The sequence below is a fragment of the Anabaena sp. UHCC 0451 genome, from assembly GCF_034931405.1.
In the GTDB taxonomy this organism is placed as follows: Bacteria; Cyanobacteriota; Cyanobacteriia; order Cyanobacteriales; family Nostocaceae; genus RDYJ01.
Map to the genome: position 1 here is coordinate 86842 of NZ_JAYGHA010000019.1, position 18139 is coordinate 104980.

Below are 18139 nucleotides of genomic sequence, written 5' to 3' on the forward strand. Positions count from 1 at the left end.
TACTGTTGATTAGTAGTAATTAACTCCAGTTCAATTCTATCTTCGCCAGGTTGGGTAATTTTTACATCAACATTAGGAGCAAAGTATTTGCTCATTTTTTCCAGCTTTTGTAACCAAATATCCAGAGGTATGAGAGGTGAATCAAATTCTAAAATGAGGCTATAAGCACCGTTTACTTCTGTTTCTCTTAAACCAGTCACAACTGGTCTTTTTTCATCACTTGGACTTAGCTCTAAATAAATCAGCGCCCGATCTAAATGACCCTCTTGTCCGTAGCAAAATCTTGTGATATCCGTGCGGATTTTATTTTGAGTTACAGTTGCTTGCTGTTTTCTGAGCGCCAATACTGATGGTGTAGTAGGTTGACTAAAAGGTATGGGCTTGAGTTCATTGGCTTTGAGTGCTAAACCTCCCAACAAGAGAGGAAAGCCATAAAAAAATCCAACCAGGTTGAGAGTCGCATTATCAGCAGCATAGGCCACGAAACCGCCTATGGTTAATATGCTACCCAAAGTTAAACCGAGTGTTCCCAAAGAAATTTTGCCCAGCATGATTTAAGGTATTTATCATTTCTTAACATCTTACCAAAAAAATGGGTCGAAAGCCTTGCCCTTCTAGGGTGGGGAGTATGTCAACTAAATTCTGAATAAAGTCTGAATCAGGATTTCCAGGATTTTAGGATTTACAGGATGAAGATAAAAGTTTTATCCCTAATTATCAATATTTAATTATTACAAGATAGTTCTTCCTTATTTATTTAAGGATAACATATTTAAAACTTGTTGTCAACACCTTTATTTATCTTTTCGCGTCCAATTGGGTTCTTCAGATCCCCGACTTCTTGAAGAAGTCGGGGATCTTGTGGGATCTTAGATTATGCTAATTAACTAAACAAGAAGTTAGCACCTAATAGATTGACATTTACATCAGCAGCAATAAAACCTGTTGTACCCGATAAAGTCGCTAATAACTGACCAGTGCCAAAACCAGAATTACCAATTGTGCCATCACCAATGCGTAGGAGAGTATTAGCACCTGATATCACCACATCAAGATTAGCAATACCTGTAAACTGGATTTTATCACCACCCACACCACGCACAAACTGATAAATGCTATCTGCACCATCACCAGAGGCATATTTAACGATATCTACAGCAGCATCATTTAAACCCAAATAGAGTTTATCGTTACCAAGTCTACCAGTGAAAATATCTGCACCTGCTTTACCGTTGAGGGTATTAGCTGCGGCGTTTCCTGTGATGATATTATTCAGGGTATTACCAGTGCCATTAATAGCAGATGTACCTGTTAAAGTCAGGTTTTCTAGGTTATTGCCTAATGTGTAGGTTATAGTGCTGAAAACAGTATCAGTTCCTGCATTAGCCGCTTCGGTGATAGTATCTGCGATATTATCCACATAGTAAGTATCATTACCCAAACCACCAATTAAGGCATCTGCACCTGTACCACCGTCGAGGGTATCATTACCATTACCACCATATAAATCATCATTGCCGACTAAACCGTAAAGTTTATCACTTCCATCTAAGCCGTCAATCCGATCTGCATTAGCTGTACCATTGAGGGTATTGTTAGCGGCTGTCCCTGTAATGGCGTTTTCTGCAATGTTGTTAATGGTGATGGTGAGTTGTTTGTCGTAAAATAATCCACCTTGGTCTGTGGTACGAACTCGAATGCTATAACTATTTTTGGCTTCAAAGTTAAAACTAGCTTTGGTTTTGATTTGAGAACCACTGATGGTAAATAAATTGTTATTGGTTGCACCTGTACCACTAACTAAGCTATAGGTGAAAGTATTACCTGTATCTGGGTCGGTGGTGGTGAAGTTGCCAACTACTGTACTAATAGGTTGATTTTCGGCAATGCTGCTGTTAGATAGGGTGAGGTTTGTTGGTGCTTGGTTTATAGTAAACTCACTCGTGGTGGATACACCAGAGTCTGTTAATATGGCAACATTCAGTGGAGAAATTGTGTAGCGAGTTCCCCGATTGTAAACTACCCCGTTCATAAGATCAGAAATTAAGTCGCTACCTGGTCTTGGTGAGTTATTACCTAAATGAGAGAAATTGCCAAATGTCAAGGGAACTTTATCGCCGTAAAGAGCAGTGGCTTTGGGACCTATAAAAAAGAAATTGTTGCCATCAAATATAGTTTGTTCGTCGAATGTAGATTGATAGTTTCCAGGAAATGTTCCATCAAAACTATTTCGCCATCCATTAAAGGCAAAAGCATGACCCAACTCATGGATAAATACAGTAAGAGCATCCGTTTTGTTGTTTGGGACGATAGCAGTTCTTACTGATGGATCGGGATCAAACCATAGTTCATTAGTCAGATAATTAGGATTAAAGTTTAACTCAATGTCAGGAGTGATTCCATTAGGATCGATTCCTGTCCTAATTTCTGCTGCTGCACCTTGCTCGAATACGTTAAATATTCCGTTATTGCGGACGAAAGATGAGGTTAAACTTCCCCCAGTAGCTCTTGGAATACTATTAGAGAAATTAACAACTACTTCTAAACTTGCACTGCCTTGAATGTATTTAGCCCAGTTTAAACCAGCAGCAGATATGTGAGATTGTATGACAGAATAAAAGGGTGTAAATGCACCTGTTGGATCGTTTATGGTTGTATTAAAATTTAGGGTTGCTGCTTGTTCAACAGTGATAGATTCCCCATCAATAGAAATCACTGTACGATCATCTTCTGCTTGAATACGAGCCAACCCAGCCGCACTTAAATTAACTCCTAGCACTAAAGCAGAAAATAATTCCCCCTCATCACCAGCACTATCCAAAGTATTGATCTGAGCATCGACAAAGTGTCCATATTCTTCTAATATCACCGCCAATAAAGACTGCTGGCTCGCCGTTGTTACAAACTGGCTTGATAAATAAATTTTATTCGTGCTGATTGCGTATGCCCCATTCGCACTGCCCAAAACATCGCTACTCACCACCTCAATAGTTGGAAATTGACGAAAATCACCAGCCAGCCATTGAGAACGAAACAACTGAGCCAAGATGTGATTGTATTGATTCCCAAAAGCCTCAGCGAAACGCTCCCAAAAACTGTCTGATCCAGCAAAGGCAGTTAATTGGTCATAAACCATAGTTAAAATGCTAGTAAATGGGGGTTTAAATACTCCCTGATAGGTGTTGATGGTGTCTGCACGAAAAATGATATCCGACAAATAAGGTAGAGACGTTCCATGGAACGTCTCTACATCTGTAACGGGAATATTAACTTCTAATTCCCAATTTCCCCCTAAAGCTGCATTTCCCGTTTTTGTGGCTGACGCGCTAATGGTTGCGTTGGTAATCTCATGTAACTTGCTAATAAATTCTTCTCCAGCATCCCCCGCAGCGACGTTACAACCATAGAGTAAAATGTTCTGGCTTTGCCAATGCGGCAATAAAGCAGCATATTTACTGATATTTTCTAAATTCAGTTGACTATTTCCTAAATACAAACATCCTGGAGAACCGTGGGAAACGATGTGAATGGTGGTAATTTGGGGATGTTGTTGTAAAAATTCGGTAATTTCCTCAATCCCGTCTCGATTTTGGGGAAGGATGACTGTTTTTACTCCTTCTACAACTCCCGTCTGTAGGGTTTGGTAGTCGGAAACTGAGGAGTCAATAAAGACAACGGTTTGAGGATTGTGATTTGGTAAATAGTTGTTAAGCATGAATATTTCCGTCCCTGACAAAAAAGTATAGTTTCTATTGCATTAGGGTAGAGATTTAGCATTTCTCAACCCCTAACATATCTTTAGCGATTTTAATACAGATAGGTTGAAGTAACAACAATATACTGATAAATTTAACTATGCGCTGCTTGTAGTCAGCAATGCAGCCTATGGAGAATATTGTTTGATTGAGTAGATCAGCCCATTTTGCGTTAAGTTTAATTAAGAACATTCAAAGATGGGAATAAAAACTATGGATTTGCAAACAATTAAAGAACGAATTAAGTCAGTTAAAAATAAACGTGAATACCTGTTGAGTTTACTGGAACAACCCAATTTAGGTACTTTGAGAGTTGATGTCAATCAAGCTTTAGAAGAATTAGATGATTTAATGGATGAATTTAAACGCACCATTCCCGAAGCTGAAGCTAATTAAGCGAGAATAAATTCATACTAAAATATACGTCGGCAAACGTATTTTTACGTAAAAGCCGACGCTCTTTATTTTTATAAACGTAAAATTTTAGCCTATAAATGAATTGTTTATAGCACGCTGGCCTAGCTGTCTAACTAAAGCAATGAGTTCAGTGGTCGGTGCATCTTTTTTGCAAACGTCATCAAAGGTAGACATTGCCTTTGTTTGCTGTAAATGTGCATCTTCTACTGAAGAGTAAGCGAGGATTTGAGTATTTGGAGATATGGATTTAATATAAATAGAAGCACACCAACCATCCATAATTGGCATATGTAAATCTAGCACAATTACGTCAGGTCGAAAAAATCTGGCCATTTCTATAGCTTCTTGACCATTACTAGCTAACCCTACCACTTGCATATTTTCTTGGCAAGAAAAAGCTAATTGTAGGCTTAAACGAGTTAGTTCGTGATCATCAACTAATAGAACGCGCAACAAGGAAGACTCACAGGACACCATTAACATTCCCACCAAACACAAAATTATATACAAGAGTTTTTATAGTTTAGGGGAGTAAGTGCCATTCTTGACTCTATCCTACGGTTGAATAAATAGAGTTTTTTGATGAAGTAATGATGAAGTCAGAGGGAACAGAAAAAACTCATGTTTAAAAACATTATAGCAATCGTTGATATCCAGATCCCCGACTTCACCAGATCAATTTATCATTTATGGACACAATAAATCAAAGAAGTCGGGGATCTTATCTGTTCCCTGTTCCCTGTTCCCTGTTTATGTGATGCTGGTAGAACGTAAAGCCATAGACATGAGAATTTTTTGGGAATTAGCTTCTGAACAATCATCACCAGGTCGTCTTTGAATATAACTACCATCAGATTGTAAATCCCAAGCTTGACGGTTATCTGCTAACATAATGCCCATGATTTCTTGCAAATCTTTAGCAATATCTTGGTCTCTAATGGGAGTGATAACTTCAACTCGACGATCTAGATTACGACGCATCCAATCAGCACTACCAATAAATATTTCTTCTTGGCTATTGTTGTAGAAGTAAAAAATGCGGGAATGTTCTAAAAATCGGCCGATAATGCTGATGACGCGAATATTCTCACTGATATCTTTGAGTCCAGGACGTAAGCAACAGATACCTCTGATAATTAGATCAATCTGCACACCGGCGCGGGAAGCTGCATATAAAGTGGCGATAATTTCGGGATCGACAAGGGCGTTCATTTTAGCAACTATACGGCCAGAAAATCCTTTTTGGACATTTTCGATTTCGCGGTTAATCAGTTCGAGAAAGCGATCGCGCATATTTACAGGTGCAACTAAAATTTCCCGATAAATTTTTTGGCGAGAATATCCAGTCAAAAAGTTAAACACATCTGTTAAATCAGCGCCTAATTCTTCCCGACAACTTAACAACCCTAAATCTGTATATAATCGTGCTGTTTTCGGGTTATAGTTTCCAGTTCCAATATGTACATAACGGCGGATTCGGTCTTTTTCTCGCCGCACTACCATGACAATTTTGCTATGGGTTTTCAGACCGACTAAACCATAGACAACATGAACACCAACTCTTTCTAAACGTCTAGCCCAGTAAATATTATTTTCTTCATCAAATCGCGCCTTTAATTCCACTAAAACAGAAACTTGTTTACCATTTTCCGCAGCAGCAATTAAAGCATTGACTATGGGGGAATCACCGGAAGTTCGGTAAAGAGTCATTTTAATGGCTAGTACATTTGGGTCATGGGCTGCACTAGTAATAAAACGGACAACTGTACCAGAAAATGATTGATAGGGATGATGTAGCAGTAAATCTTTTTCTCGAATGATAGAAAAGATGTCTTTTCCTTCTTCTATTTCCAATACATCTGGATCTATATTTGGTTCTTTAAGACGTTGTAAACGAGAAGGGATGACAGACTGACGCGGTGGTTCTTTGAGTTCTGGTAATGCTAAAGCCATAAAATACATTAAGTCTCGCAGTCCCAATAAACCATCTACTGGATAAACGTCATTTTCAGTTAATTCCAAATCTTGCAATAAGCGCGATCGCAAAATTTCTGGTGTTTGGGACTGAATTTCTAACCGGACTGGAGTTCCACCCATGCGGCGTTTCCGCAGTTCTTGTTCAATGGCTAATAATAAATCATCGGCTTCGTCTTCTTCCAGTTCTAGGTCAGCATCACGGGTAATGCGGAAAGGATGATATTCCTGAATATTCATGCCTGGAAACAGATATTCTAGATTGTGAGCGATCGCCTGTTCCAGAGGTACACCGATCCAATGTACGGATTTTCCGTTGTTTTCAATTCCTAAGTCTGATGGTAAAGGTATAAATCGCGGTAACACGCTAGGAACTTTGACTCTAGCAAAAAATTCTTCTTCCGTATCTGGGTTTTTGACCACAACAGCCAAATTCAAGCTGAGATTAGAAATGTAGGGAAAAGGATGGCTAGGATCAACAGCTAAAGGGGTTAGTACCGGAAATATTTGTTCTTTAAAGTAGTTATCTAAATAACTCCGCTGTTTGGGATTCATTTCTATGTATTTAATGAGATGAATACCATGATCTACTAACAGCGGTTGGAGAACTTCTTCAAATTGTTCGTTTTGTTTTTTGACTAACGGACTCAGGTTTAACTGAATATCATCTAATTGTTGTTGCGGTGTGCGACCATCAGGAGTTACAGGGTTGACCTTTGCTTCTACCTGTTGCTTTAAGGCTGCAACTCGCACCATAAAAAACTCATCTAGATTAGAACTAAAAATAGCTAAAAATTTGAGGCGTTCTAGTAGCGGTGTGCGTTCATCACAAGCCTCATGTAATACTCTACTATTAAACTCTAACCAGCTTAATTCGCGGTTAATATAGTATTGTGAATCACTTAAATTAATGGTGGTGTTGGTCTTTTTGGGTTTTGGCATGATTTTTAGAGGCTAGTAGATGTCGCGCAGCAAACTGGAGAAGAATTAAGGAGTCAGGAGTTGTAGGGGCGTATCCCTGACGGGAACTAGAAGCATCAGCGATGTAAGGGCGAAGCATTCGGAAGATCAACTAGGGAAAAAACCGATAAATTATCGCCCGAATGCTTCGCCCCTACTGTGGTTTAACTGAAGGAATGTAATTAATATAGTGAGTTTTGGTTAAGAGATATTTAACAATGCGGAAATAATGTTTCAAGCTACTCGTCGCCGTCTTGCCCTTTGGTACACTGCTGTTACTGCTATCTTACTACTCTTGTTTGCAACTGGAGTGTATTTATACGTCCGCAGCACTTTAGTAGAAAGAATTGATGATACTTTAAATCATGTAGTGGAAGTCGTAGAACGTTCTTTAGTCATTGAACCTGTTAATTTCCAACCTGATAAATTCCGTGTCAATGTAGAAGCAAGTTTTCGCAATAATACCGATGCAGCCGAAGATGATCATATTGACCTAGAATGGTTTAGCCCCACTGGTGAATTACGGTGGTCAACTTTTTCTGAAGCTTTAGATATTCCTATCCATGGTAATCGGATTGGTGAAACTGTGCGCTTGGTGGGGATGGGAGGATGGGGAGACTCAGAACTGCTGTTACGACAAGTTACCCATCGGGTAGAAATGGGAAGACAGGTTTTAGGTTATCTGCGCGTTAGTCATCCTTGGTTTGAAGTCACTAAACCGAGTCGTCAGTTGATTTTTGATTTGGCTTTGGGAATTTGGTTCATGGTGCTATCAGTAGCTGCGAGTGGTTGGTTTCTATCTGGTAAAGCGATGGAACCGGTGGGAGAGTCTTACCAACGTCTGAAGCAATTTACAGCTGATGCTTCCCATGAACTCAGAAGTCCGATAGCTTTAATTCAAACTAATGTACAAGTGGCGCTGACTGATTTAGAGTTAGAAACAGGTAGTATTTCTCATTATCGTCAACAATTAAAATTAGTAGAAAGACTCACCCAACGTTTGGGTCGGTTGGTAAATGATTTATTATTTTTAGCACGACAGGATAGTGGTATCAGTAAGGTTGTATTTTCATCTTGTCCTGTGGATGCTTTGTTAATGGAAGTGATGGAAGAACAACAACTTTTAGCTAAAGAAAAGCAAATTAACCTCAGTCTAAATTTAGTTGATCCTCCCTTAGAAATTGACCCAGAATTGCAAGAAAATTGGTTTACGGTGCTGGGTAATTGGGATGAATTGGTGCGGTTATGTACAAATTTGATTGGTAATGCTTTGCAATATACCCCAACTCAGGGAAATGTACAGGTTGAGTTAGCGAGAATTTCACCCATGCGGTATGTTGTTGCTTGTTTACAAATTAAAATCAGTGATACGGGAGTGGGTATTCCTGGTGAATCTTTACCAAGATTGTTTGATAGGTTTTATCGTGTAGATCCAGCGCGGACTCATCAAAGCCGGGAAAGTACGACTGGTTCAGGTTTGGGTTTAGCGATCGCACAAGCTATTGTAGAACATCATCAAGGACAAATTCAAGTTGATAGTATTGTTGGTAAAGGTACTACTTTCACTGTAATTTTACCAATCACTCTTGATAAGGGAATAGGGAATAGGGAAAATTCATACATGAAATAGGAGTTATGAACAAAAATATCCCCAAATTCTTGCAGAATTAAGGAATCTCAACCTCTATATATTCAACATTTGTTTCTTGAGGCAGATGGAGAAAAATGTATTTACTGATTATTGTATATACAGTTGCAAACAAAACCCACAATTTTAGTTTAGAAAAATATGCCAATTACTATCAGAAAAGATGTTACTTACACATTACTGAAAAAAATTAACGAAACTGGTCAGGGAATGCACGAAGTTCACTTTAACCAAGCTGAATTTCCTGATCAACAAATCACAATAGCAGATTTTTTGGGACATTTAGATTACTTAAATCAAAAGCATTATATCAATGCTGAATTTACAGGTAATGCTTACGCAACTCAAGAAGATGTTCCTAATGTAATTAATTCCCAGGAAATTGATTTGCGAATTGCCAATACTTACGGCGCACCGGATGGACCGTTACCGCATTTGATAACTTTTAAAAAAGCGGAAATAACGCAGAAAGGTCAGCAGCTATTAGAGAATTTAGCAACTAATCCGCCCACAGTATCCGAGGAAAATCAATCAGTAGCTATTGCTGACAAAGATTTACCTTTTTTAGAAAAAGTCATGGTTAAAAGTGGCTTAACAGATATTTTTGATGCGCGGGATTTAACGGAAGTTGTTTTTCGGGTGATGCGGGATTTAATGACCACAGAAGCTGCTGATAGAGTTGAAGCAGAACTACATGAACCAGCAGAGATAACTGAAGATAAATCCCTACAATTAGAAATTGCAGATTTATGGCATGACACTAATCCAATTGTGGCATTTTTAAGCCGTGTACGTCCACCGTGGCAAGGTCCAGGCATTTTTAAGATTGATAGCGATCGCTTTTTATTTCGAGTTGCCAATGAAGGAGGAATGCCATCAAATGTCAATGCAGAACAAGTAGTTAAAGCTGTATTTTCTGCCACAAAAGATGAATTGTCACCAGAACGAATTCAAGAAATTTCTACCTGGTTACCTGATAAAATTTGCCAACTTTGGGAAGAAGCTTAAGAAGGTGACAGGTGACAGGTGACAGAAGTTAGTTTGAAATTTTTAACTTACCTTTGGGGGTTAAAGTCCCCTGCTTCTACAAGCAGCGGGTTTTGTGTCGGGGTAAAATCCCCGTTGCAAAACGTAATTCTAAATTCTAAATTCTGCATTCTTTTAATTGTTTCCTCTTTGCATAATTACAGGAGCAAAAATAATGAATCTGCAAAAATATACTCAATTATTTGGGATTATTTGTGGTGGTTTACTAATTAGTTTACCAACCATTTCCCAAGTAGCGATAGCACAAGAAACAACCGCCAAAGTTAACCCTTGTCCCGGAATTTTCTACGAAGAACCACATAATTTTCGGGTGTTAGTTCCTGCCGGATGTCCTCCTAATGCTTTCACTCTCAGACTTATGCAGCTAGGAATAATCCCACTTTCTATTATTCCCTTACCAGATCCAAGTAGTTTAGGTGTTGGTGGTGAAGCACCTTCAGCACTTAATCCCAATCCTAGTATTTTTAATGAACCGCCTTATAATCTTTCCCAACGGGCGTTTCAGTCAGGAGGTGATGCACAGACTGTACCAACTCTTCCACCTTCGAGTAGAACGCAACTACCAGCACCAGAACAAAGACAAGATCCCAGTACAAGAATGGCTTTAGCAGATGGCAAAGCAAATATCAAGTTAATAAATAATACAGGGGCAAGCATCACTTATCAAGTAATTGGCGATACAGCACCACGCACATTAGAAGGTAAATCAGATGTCACTTTACGAGGTTTAAACACACCTATCACGGTGACATTTCAGCGGAAAGATAGAGGACTTTTGATGGTGACACCTAAACCTGGTGAAGAAACAGGAACTTTAGAAGTAACATTAAAAGAAACAACTGATGTCAACCAAGATAGAAGTGCAATGAGAATTCAATCAAATGGATCTGTTTTTTTGAATTAGTTGTTTGTCAGTGGTAATTATCGTGTAAGAATTCAGGTAAGGCGATAAGATCCCCGACTTCTTTTGTTTATTGTGTCCATAAATGATAAATTTATCTAGTGAAGTCGGGGATCTGGAGATGAACCATTGCTATAGCTGAATACTTACATTATCGTCCTTTCAATTCGTTCAGACTATTGATTAGTTTTGCCTCTTGTTTGATATCTTCTAATTTTTGCGCTAGGGAAAGTGCTTGTTGGTAAAAATTACGTGCTTTGACATAATCCTGAAGTTTTTCGTAAAGTTCACCGGAAGATACTAAATATTTTAATTCTTCCCTGGGGTCATTTAATAATTTAGCGATCGCAAATCGTTGTTCTATCAATTCCAAAGCCCGATCATAACGACCGACAGCAGTATGAGCCGTGACTAAACCATCAATTGCGCGTAATTGTCCAGGACGGTCAAAATTGATTTTAGCTGAACGCATTGCTGCCCCATAATTACCTATAGTATTTGGATAATCTCCTGCCATAAGATAGGCATCAGCTAAATTATTGAAAGTGTTAATTTCGCCAATAGCATCACCTGTTTGGCGACGAAAAATTAGGGCAGTTTCTCCTAATTTAATGGCTTGGTTATAGTCACCTAATCTTGTATATACTAGACTTAAATTACTGAGTGAAAGTCCTTGTCCTTCAATATTATCAAGATCACGAGCCATGACTAAAGCATCTTGAATAGTTTGTCCTGCGGCTTTTGATTCACCTTTTTGCAGTAACAAAGTACCGAGATTATTGAGTCCAAAAATCTGATTTTGGAAATCTTGATTATCACGAGCTATGCCTAAACGACGACGAATAGCATCTTCGGCATCTTTGAGATTACCTAATTGCAGATAAGCACCAGCTAGTAAATCATAAGTTAAACCCTGTGCTTTGAGATCACCAAGAGAGTGATAAATTTCTAATGCCTGTAATCCTGATTCAACAGTTTTCTCAACAGAACCAGAAACATACTGTTGTTTACCTAAACGCATCAATCTATCAGCTTCTTCTCTGGCTTGTCTGGTGTTTAATTGTTTGCCAATAGGATGATTTAATGGATTATAAAGTTGTTTGGTAATCTCAATAGCATTGGCATTTGTGGTGATGAACAAAGAAATAGATAATATAGCGAAAATAGTCCCATGTTTAAATTTATTAACTTGCTGTAAAAACAGGAAGTAATTTACATGATGAAGGCTATGACCTGATAATAAATGCCATTTTTTCATAACGCTTAACCGTAAAATTTTGGCTGTCAATCAAAGGTGTCAGCAAAAGAGTTTATTTTCATTTGCAAAATAACTACTGTCGCCTGAATACCTAAGTTAAGTTTAAATGCTTTCTTCACCTAAGTAAATCGTGCGAATATCAGCAGGTAATTTGTCTTCTAGCATACGATAACCTTCCTGGATAAAATTGGCTACTTCGGCAGGAGAAATTTTTTCGCCTTCAGCTTGCAAATAGGCAGCGATGCGAGTTTCGCTCCAGTGGAAGGTTTGAGCCATCAAAACAATTAAGCGTAATATTGGCGGTATTTGGTCTAATGCTTGTTCTATATAACACCATAATGGGGGTGAAGTATCTTTGAGTGAATAATGAATAGCCTCAGTAGGGGGTAATTTAATTTCATTAATGCAGAAAGCAGTCATGTTGATTAACCAGTTTTGCAGGGTTAACACTTCTTGTCCTGTTTCAGGGTTAGTTAAATAAAGTCCACCGAGTTCATAGTATATATGTCGCCAAGTAAGCGCAAATAGATAATCTGCCTGGACAGGCGATCGCGCTGAATGTTGAATTAAGGTGTAAACTATAGGGCTATAACGGCAAAAAATAACTGTAAAATACTTGCCTTGATCAGAATAGCGCCTAAATAGACTTAGTAGTTCCTGGTCACTCTGATGAAACAGAGACTTAACCAGAGGGTGATTAGCTTCAGGAAAGGAAGGAATTTGCACAAGCTTTTGAGTAGATTTTTTTAAATATACAGAGTAATGTTTCGGGATTAGGGATTGGGGATTGGGGATTGGGGATTGGGGATTAGTAAAATTCTTACCTGTTACCTGTTACCTGTTCCCTACCTCAAACTATGAGATAAACTAAAGAAGACGACAGTATGCTAGTCTTTATCGACAATACTAAAAGCGGCTCCTTTATACAATCTTCATTTATTCATGGTTATAGCAGCTAATTTGATACCTTTCCTGCTTAGTCCTGTGACTTTAGGCTCTTTCTTACCTTCCCTGCCCTTGGATAGCCTTTTTTCCACCCAAGGCATTATGATTATGCTGTTGGCGGCTTATGCTGGCGCTATGTGGATGTTTCTGACCAGCGCCCCCAAAGTCTATACTGTGATGGTGTCGGATTTGGAAATTGCCCGACAGTTGTATGAAGGGTTGCTAGATTTGCCCGCAGCAGAAGTACCTTTGCACTATTACTACAACTATGAACAAACTATTGGTGCAACAGGGATAGACCCGCTTTATATGTCTTCTAGTGCCAGTTGGTCAAATAAAGCGATGAGTAATGCCAACGATGGACTATGGTATCAATTAAAGAAAAATACTCAACTGCACATCATTACTGGTGCGAGTATTGGTGTTAAAAATCAACAGCGTCATGTTTGTTTTGACCATGATTGTTTGGAGTTGATTTTGATGCGTGTGGAAACACGAGGTTTAAAATTCAAAATTCGCAATCAAAAGCCTTTGAATTTTTTGGTAAAAGATTACGAAGGTCGCGTGATTGAATTGGCTGAAGTTGCTAATTAGTTATTCCCGGTGATAAGATCCCCGACTTCTGAGATCAATTTATCATTTATGGACACAATAAATCAAAGAAGTCGGGGATCTGGAGGGTTTCCGGATATGAAAGATTGCTATAGCTCAATACTTACGTCAATTCTTCGGCTTTATCTATGACTATCAAGTAACGCATGATGAGCAAAAATTCCCTTCAATTTCAAATTAGTAAAATCAATAAGAGCATTAATTAAATTCTGTTGTTCCAAACTTAAATCTAATGCTTCTAAAGCTTGATTAAGGTCAATACCTGTATGCAAATTATGAGTAAGTTGTCTCCGCTGTTCAGAATCTAAAGCAGCGACAATTTCTTTATTTCGGCGTTGACGGACTGCTTGAAGTTGTTGGCGTTCCTGGGGAGTCAAATCATCCTCAGAAAAAGTAATTGTATCCTGTGTATCTTCAGTTGATGCAATGGAAATTACTTGAGGAGAACTAAAAAAATTATTGGCGGAAGCTAACGTAATTCCTGGAAACAAGAAAGTACAGGCAACAATAAGCATCAACGCAAATAACCGTTGTGTCAATTTAATCATCATTTTGAAAAAAACCTAAATTAGATGTCAAGCTGAGGTATGAGTCAAACCCTGATAATTTTCCTACTTATAGGGACGGGGATTGGAGACTGGGTAAAATTTTACCAATTAACTGATTACCAATGACCAACAACCAGCCCTCAGACTGTCTCTATCTTGGGGGTGTAGTCAAGGGTATTATGTTTTCTCTATGACTAAACTCAGGAATTGATAATAAAGAAATATATATCAGTCATATTAGAATTACATTCTTTTATATTTCCCAACTCAAGGCTATCATCAAAATCATTGCGAGAGGTGATATGTCATGAGTGAACAGATTTTGGAAACAGCAGCAGTTACTACCGTTACCCAAGATAGCGAAATTGATTTAGAGGCCGCTTTCCGGGAATCTCACATCCAAGACATTCTGGATAAGTTAGACCAGGAGTTAGTCGGGTTAAAGTCGGTCAAGAACAAAATTAAGGAAATGGCCGCTTTGTTGTTGGTTGACCGCATTCGTAAAGGTCTAGGTTTAAATGCTGGTGCGCCTAGTTTACACATGACTTTTTTAGGCAATCCAGGTATGGGTAAAACTACTGTAGCAATGCGAATGGCGGAAATTCTCTATCGTCTGGAATATATCCGTAAAGAGAATGTAATGTTAGTAACGCGAGATGATTTAGTTGGGCAAGGTATGGGACAAACAGCACCGAAAACTAGAGAAGTTTTAAATAATGCCATGGGTGGTGTTTTATTAGTTGATGAAGCTTATACTTTGTACCGTCCCGACTATCCTGGAGATTTTGGTTTAGAAGCCATTGAAATTCTCATGCAGGTGATGGAAAACCAGCGTGATGATTTAGTTGTGATTCTTGCTGGTTATAAAGACCAAATGGAGCGATTTTTCCACAGTAATCCGGGGATGAATTCGCGCATTGGCATTCATATTGAATTCAATGATTATAGCGTTGATAATTTGATGATTATCGCCCAATCTATCGTCAAAAATCAAAACTATTGTTTTAGCCCAGATGCAGAAATAGCTTTCCGTGAATATTTAATCAGACGCAAGACTATGCCCCATTTTGCCAATGCTCGCAGTGTTCGTAATGCTATAGATAGAGCGCGTTTACGTCAAGCTAATCGTTTATTGAATAGTGGTAAAAAGTTAAATAAGCAAGATTTAATTACCATCGAATCAGTAGATATTCTTGCTAGTCGAGTATTTAGAGAAGGTGTTCCTGATTGTGAAACGGAAAGTTAATTGGGGATTGGGGATTGGGGATTGGGGATTGGGGATTGGGAATAGAAAAAACTTATTCTCCTCTGCTCCTCTGCTCTCTTCACTGTCCCCTGTCCCCTGTCACCTAATCTGACTTTTTCAGTCTGTCAATTTCTTGTTGCAGTTCTTCAATTTGTTGTCGCAGTTTTTCCGCTTCATTTTGTGATGTTTCTGGTTTAACATTGACTGCACCATGTTCGGGTGTTTGTTGATAGTTACCTTGGCGAATTTGCTGATATTCTTCTGATACTGCCCAACTCCGTAAATAATGTACGCGTTCCACTGGGAATGGATGACTAAGCATCATTCCCTGAGCGCCGTTATACATCAAAAATTTATATACTTGATTGAGTCCATCGTCATCCAGTGCTTGATACTTTTCTGACTGCTGGATAAATTCTTGTAAACTGCATTCATGGGCATATTTGTTACTACCGCCAGAGATTTTCATCATTGATGACATGACTGGGTTTAAGTCATCCATAACTAATAATGCGGCGCGGTCTGCGGTTAATTCAGCTTTGCGCCGCCATTCAAAAAAGGCATAAATTAAAGCCTGACTGACGAAATTACCTAAACCGAAGGTTAATTCACCAATGGCGGAAGCGGCGCTCATTGCCCACATCGCCATTTGAATTAAAATAGTATGACCACATTTAATATGCCCCAGTTCATGGGCTAATACTGTCCTAATCTCGGCTTCATCGAGTAAGTCTAGTATCCCTGTATTGACTACTATGTAAGGATTTTCCTGCCCTAAAGCATAACTGTTGGCTTGGGGGTTGTGTGAAATAAATAGTGCAGGTTCGGGGTAAATATCCAAATCTCGCACACATTCCCGAAATATCTGGTAAATGCTGGAATATTGGCGCGGTCCGACTTGGATATTGTTGCCCATTAGGTAAATTAATTGAGGGCGTTCATAAATAAATTCCACAAATTTACGAGCGATTAAATCAAATCCCGGTAAACTCCGCAAAGCTTGCTCGGCTTGGCGATCTAGTGGATGTCTAAAGGCTTCGCTGGAAATTCCTTTGTAAGTTGGCATAATTTAGAGAAGTGGGTGATTGGGGATTGGGGATTGGGGATTGGGGATTGGGGATTGGGGATTGGGCAAGAATTTTCTCCTCTGCTCCCCTGCTCCCCTGTTCCCTGTTCCCTGACAACATAATAAAAATGGGCAGTTCGGAAAAAGTCACTTGTTATGGGATGAAAAGCGTGTGATTGAGGCAGAAGTTCATTTATCACTACATAACTTTCTGCGATCGCAGACGGGGGTTCCTTCCTGGAACCATCACTTAACGATGGCACGATTGGTAGCACGGGCTTTGCGCTTGGGACGTAGTGCTTTAATTCAAGTTGGGGCAGTTTGCGGCTATCAAGGGCGATACCGTACCAGTTTTATTGCGTCTGCCTTAATGTGGCATGGTCCTGTAATTATTGTGACATCGGCAGATGTCCAGCAACGTTTACTAAAAATAGAAATTCCCCGGTTACAGCACTGGTTATCAGCGAATAAACCGATCAGAACTGGTGAAGTTTGGCCTGGTGCTGATTTCCAAGGTTTGCTGTTAACATCACCAGAAGCTTGGTTAAAAGGGCAGTTGGCTAATAATGATAGTTTTCCCCCAAATATTCCGACAATTATTGATGAAGTTGATGATTTAGAAGATTGGGTTCGGGATCAACTCACCCAAAATATTCAACCTCATGATTGGGATCAACTCATGCTTGCTTGTCCCCAGGAGGCTGAGGTGATTCGTGAAGCTAGAGTACAGTTGACACATGAATTATTCCAACATCCAGAAAATCCATACCTCTGTTATCTGATTTCTCAAACGGAAATCGAGATTTTACAAGGTCTGTATTCTAGTTTAGAGTCTATAAGAGATTTACCGAAAAACTGGCAGGTATTTTGGCAGATTTTCCCCAACTTGGCAGCTGATTTTCTCCCCATCTCTCCATCTCCCCATCTCCCTATCTCTCGATCTCCTGCTCTTTTCTGGGCTACTATTGCTCGTCGTCAAGGGTTATTTTCTTTACATTATGCCCCGATTGAGTTGGCTAAAATACTCGCACCAATTTGGCAGCGTCAACCTGTAGTATTAATCGGTAGTGCTTTAGAACCAGAAACTGAGGCTCCCCTATTCCGTCAACGTTTCGGTTTAGAAGATGTTACTTGTTTGAAGTTTTCTACTGATAGTCAAGGGGAAGCGATTCAACTTTATGCACCTTATAAGTTGCCTCTACCAAATACACCGGAATTCCAAGGGGCGTTTATTCACCAAGTCCGCACGCTAGTTTGTTTAAGTGCTACAGCACCGGGAATGACTGTGGTATTGATAGGGGATGTACCACTTAAATCAAAAGTAGGGGCAATTTTGGCTTCGGAGTTTGGTTCGCGGGTGCAGGTGGAAAAAACTTGTTTGGATGAAAATGGGATTTTGGTGACAGGTTGGGAATATTGGCGATCGCATCAAACTGTTTTACCCGCACCCCGGTTATTAATTATTGCCACTTTACCTTTACCATCTTTAGAAAATCCTTTGGTGGCTGGGAGGGTAGCTCATTACAAGCGATCGCACCAGGATTGGTTTCGGTTGTATTTATTACCCACAGCTTTGAATGAATTACAACGAGCGATCGCACCAGTCAGGGAAAATCAAGGTATCGTGGCTTTACTTGATAGTCGTGTCGTTAATCGCAGCTACGGCGCACAAATTCTCTCTGCTCTTAGTCCTTTAGCACGGTTGAACTATCTTGATCCCAGTCTGTTTTCTCAACCTAATGAGGAAAATTCGGTCTAGTCA

General features: G+C 39.3%; 16 protein-coding genes. 7 read left to right on the forward strand and 9 right to left on the reverse strand.

Features of this window, described 5'->3' with window-relative positions; translation table 11 throughout:
* Both VB694_RS14870 and VB694_RS14875 read right to left on the reverse strand, forming a co-directional pair.
* Nucleotides 1-551 (reverse strand): DUF2854 domain-containing protein (locus VB694_RS14870; protein ID WP_323361096.1); only part of this gene is annotated, 551 nt, incomplete at its 3' end.
* Nucleotides 552-883: 332 nt separating this feature from the next.
* Entirely contained in the window at nucleotides 884-3715 is a 2832-nt protein-coding gene (locus VB694_RS14875; RefSeq protein ID WP_323361097.1) for a DUF4347 domain-containing protein, read from the reverse strand.
* Between the two features lie 253 nt (nucleotides 3716-3968).
* Here VB694_RS14875 and VB694_RS14880 point away from each other — a divergent pair, with 253 nt between their 5' ends.
* Nucleotides 3969-4151: a hypothetical protein gene (locus VB694_RS14880; protein WP_323361098.1), complete on the forward strand. Its 183-nt coding sequence runs from the start codon at nucleotides 3969-3971 to the stop codon at nucleotides 4149-4151.
* A gap of 87 nt (nucleotides 4152-4238) precedes the next feature.
* Here VB694_RS14880 and VB694_RS14885 read toward each other — a convergent pair whose 3' ends face one another.
* The 3 genes from VB694_RS14885 to VB694_RS14895 form a co-directional block, all read right to left on the reverse strand.
* On the reverse strand, nucleotides 4239-4649 hold the full coding sequence (locus VB694_RS14885) for a response regulator transcription factor (protein ID WP_323361099.1): 411 nt from the start codon (nucleotides 4647-4649) through the stop codon (nucleotides 4239-4241).
* Between the two features lie 273 nt (nucleotides 4650-4922).
* Nucleotides 4923-7088, reverse strand: a complete 2166-nt coding sequence (ppk1, locus tag VB694_RS14890) for a polyphosphate kinase 1 (protein ID WP_323361100.1) — start codon at nucleotides 7086-7088, stop codon at nucleotides 4923-4925.
* A complete protein-coding gene (locus tag VB694_RS14895) occupies nucleotides 7054-7206 on the reverse strand; it encodes a hypothetical protein (RefSeq protein ID WP_323361101.1) in 153 nt (50 codons plus the stop codon). The genes ppk1 and VB694_RS14895 overlap by 35 nt, the downstream gene beginning before the upstream one ends.
* Before the next feature lie 129 nt (nucleotides 7207-7335).
* Here VB694_RS14895 and VB694_RS14900 point away from each other — a divergent pair, with 129 nt between their 5' ends.
* From VB694_RS14900 to VB694_RS14910, 3 genes are all read left to right on the forward strand, one after another.
* Nucleotides 7336-8736 (forward strand): sensor histidine kinase, encoded by a 1401-nt coding sequence (locus VB694_RS14900; protein WP_323361102.1) that lies wholly within the window; start codon nucleotides 7336-7338, stop codon nucleotides 8734-8736.
* Between the two features lie 558 nt (nucleotides 8737-9294).
* Nucleotides 9295-9762 (forward strand): DUF2267 domain-containing protein, encoded by a 468-nt coding sequence (locus VB694_RS14905; protein ID WP_323361125.1) that lies wholly within the window; start codon nucleotides 9295-9297, stop codon nucleotides 9760-9762.
* A gap of 193 nt (nucleotides 9763-9955) precedes the next feature.
* Entirely contained in the window at nucleotides 9956-10705 is a 750-nt protein-coding gene (locus tag VB694_RS14910; RefSeq protein WP_323361103.1) for a hypothetical protein, read from the forward strand.
* 148 nt (nucleotides 10706-10853) lie between these two features.
* Here VB694_RS14910 and VB694_RS14915 read toward each other — a convergent pair whose 3' ends face one another.
* Together VB694_RS14915 and VB694_RS14920 are read right to left on the reverse strand one after the other, a co-directional pair.
* Nucleotides 10854-11960, reverse strand: coding sequence for a tetratricopeptide repeat protein (locus VB694_RS14915; protein WP_323361104.1), 1107 nt, complete (start codon nucleotides 11958-11960; stop codon nucleotides 10854-10856).
* Between the two features lie 102 nt (nucleotides 11961-12062).
* A complete protein-coding gene (locus VB694_RS14920; RefSeq protein ID WP_323361105.1) occupies nucleotides 12063-12686 on the reverse strand; it encodes a sigma-70 family RNA polymerase sigma factor in 624 nt (207 codons plus the stop codon).
* Nucleotides 12687-12902: 216 nt separating this feature from the next.
* Here VB694_RS14920 and VB694_RS14925 point away from each other — a divergent pair, with 216 nt between their 5' ends.
* On the forward strand, nucleotides 12903-13499 hold the full coding sequence (locus VB694_RS14925; RefSeq protein WP_323361106.1) for a glyoxalase-like domain protein: 597 nt from the start codon (nucleotides 12903-12905) through the stop codon (nucleotides 13497-13499).
* A gap of 140 nt (nucleotides 13500-13639) precedes the next feature.
* Here the strand turns inward: VB694_RS14925 and VB694_RS14930 are convergent, their stop codons facing one another.
* Entirely contained in the window at nucleotides 13640-14068 is a 429-nt protein-coding gene (locus tag VB694_RS14930; protein ID WP_323361107.1) for a hypothetical protein, read from the reverse strand.
* A gap of 304 nt (nucleotides 14069-14372) precedes the next feature.
* Here VB694_RS14930 and VB694_RS14935 point away from each other — a divergent pair, with 304 nt between their 5' ends.
* Entirely contained in the window at nucleotides 14373-15311 is a 939-nt protein-coding gene (locus VB694_RS14935) for an AAA family ATPase (protein WP_323361108.1), read from the forward strand.
* Nucleotides 15312-15414: 103 nt separating this feature from the next.
* Here VB694_RS14935 and VB694_RS14940 read toward each other — a convergent pair whose 3' ends face one another.
* On the reverse strand, nucleotides 15415-16377 hold the full coding sequence (locus tag VB694_RS14940) for a M48 family metallopeptidase (protein WP_323361109.1): 963 nt from the start codon (nucleotides 16375-16377) through the stop codon (nucleotides 15415-15417).
* Nucleotides 16378-16549: 172 nt separating this feature from the next.
* Here VB694_RS14940 and VB694_RS14945 point away from each other — a divergent pair, with 172 nt between their 5' ends.
* Nucleotides 16550-18136 carry an ATP-dependent DNA helicase gene (locus tag VB694_RS14945; protein ID WP_323361126.1) on the forward strand — a complete coding sequence of 529 codons (1587 nt, stop codon included), beginning with the start codon at nucleotides 16550-16552 and terminating at the stop codon, nucleotides 18134-18136.
* Nucleotides 18137-18139: the final 3 nt, after the last annotated feature.

Excerpts from the sequence above, each read along its gene's own strand:
- VB694_RS14875 (WP_323361097.1), bottom strand. The coding sequence starts at position 3,715 with ATGCTTAACAACTATTTACCAAATCACAATCCTCAAACCGTTGTCTTT.
- VB694_RS14880 (WP_323361098.1), top strand. The coding sequence starts at position 3,969 with ATGGATTTGCAAACAATTAAAGAACGAATTAAGTCAGTTAAAAATAAA.
- VB694_RS14885 (WP_323361099.1), bottom strand. The coding sequence starts at position 4,649 with ATGGTGTCCTGTGAGTCTTCCTTGTTGCGCGTTCTATTAGTTGATGAT.
- ppk1 (WP_323361100.1), bottom strand. The coding sequence starts at position 7,088 with ATGCCAAAACCCAAAAAGACCAACACCACCATTAATTTAAGTGATTCA.
- VB694_RS14895 (WP_323361101.1), bottom strand. The coding sequence starts at position 7,206 with ATGCTTCGCCCTTACATCGCTGATGCTTCTAGTTCCCGTCAGGGATAC.
- VB694_RS14900 (WP_323361102.1), top strand. The coding sequence starts at position 7,336 with ATGTTTCAAGCTACTCGTCGCCGTCTTGCCCTTTGGTACACTGCTGTT.
- VB694_RS14910 (WP_323361103.1), top strand. The coding sequence starts at position 9,956 with ATGAATCTGCAAAAATATACTCAATTATTTGGGATTATTTGTGGTGGT.
- VB694_RS14915 (WP_323361104.1), bottom strand. The coding sequence starts at position 11,960 with ATGAAAAAATGGCATTTATTATCAGGTCATAGCCTTCATCATGTAAAT.
- VB694_RS14925 (WP_323361106.1), top strand. The coding sequence starts at position 12,903 with ATGGTTATAGCAGCTAATTTGATACCTTTCCTGCTTAGTCCTGTGACT.
- VB694_RS14930 (WP_323361107.1), bottom strand. The coding sequence starts at position 14,068 with ATGATGATTAAATTGACACAACGGTTATTTGCGTTGATGCTTATTGTT.
- VB694_RS14935 (WP_323361108.1), top strand. The coding sequence starts at position 14,373 with ATGAGTGAACAGATTTTGGAAACAGCAGCAGTTACTACCGTTACCCAA.
- VB694_RS14940 (WP_323361109.1), bottom strand. The coding sequence starts at position 16,377 with ATGCCAACTTACAAAGGAATTTCCAGCGAAGCCTTTAGACATCCACTA.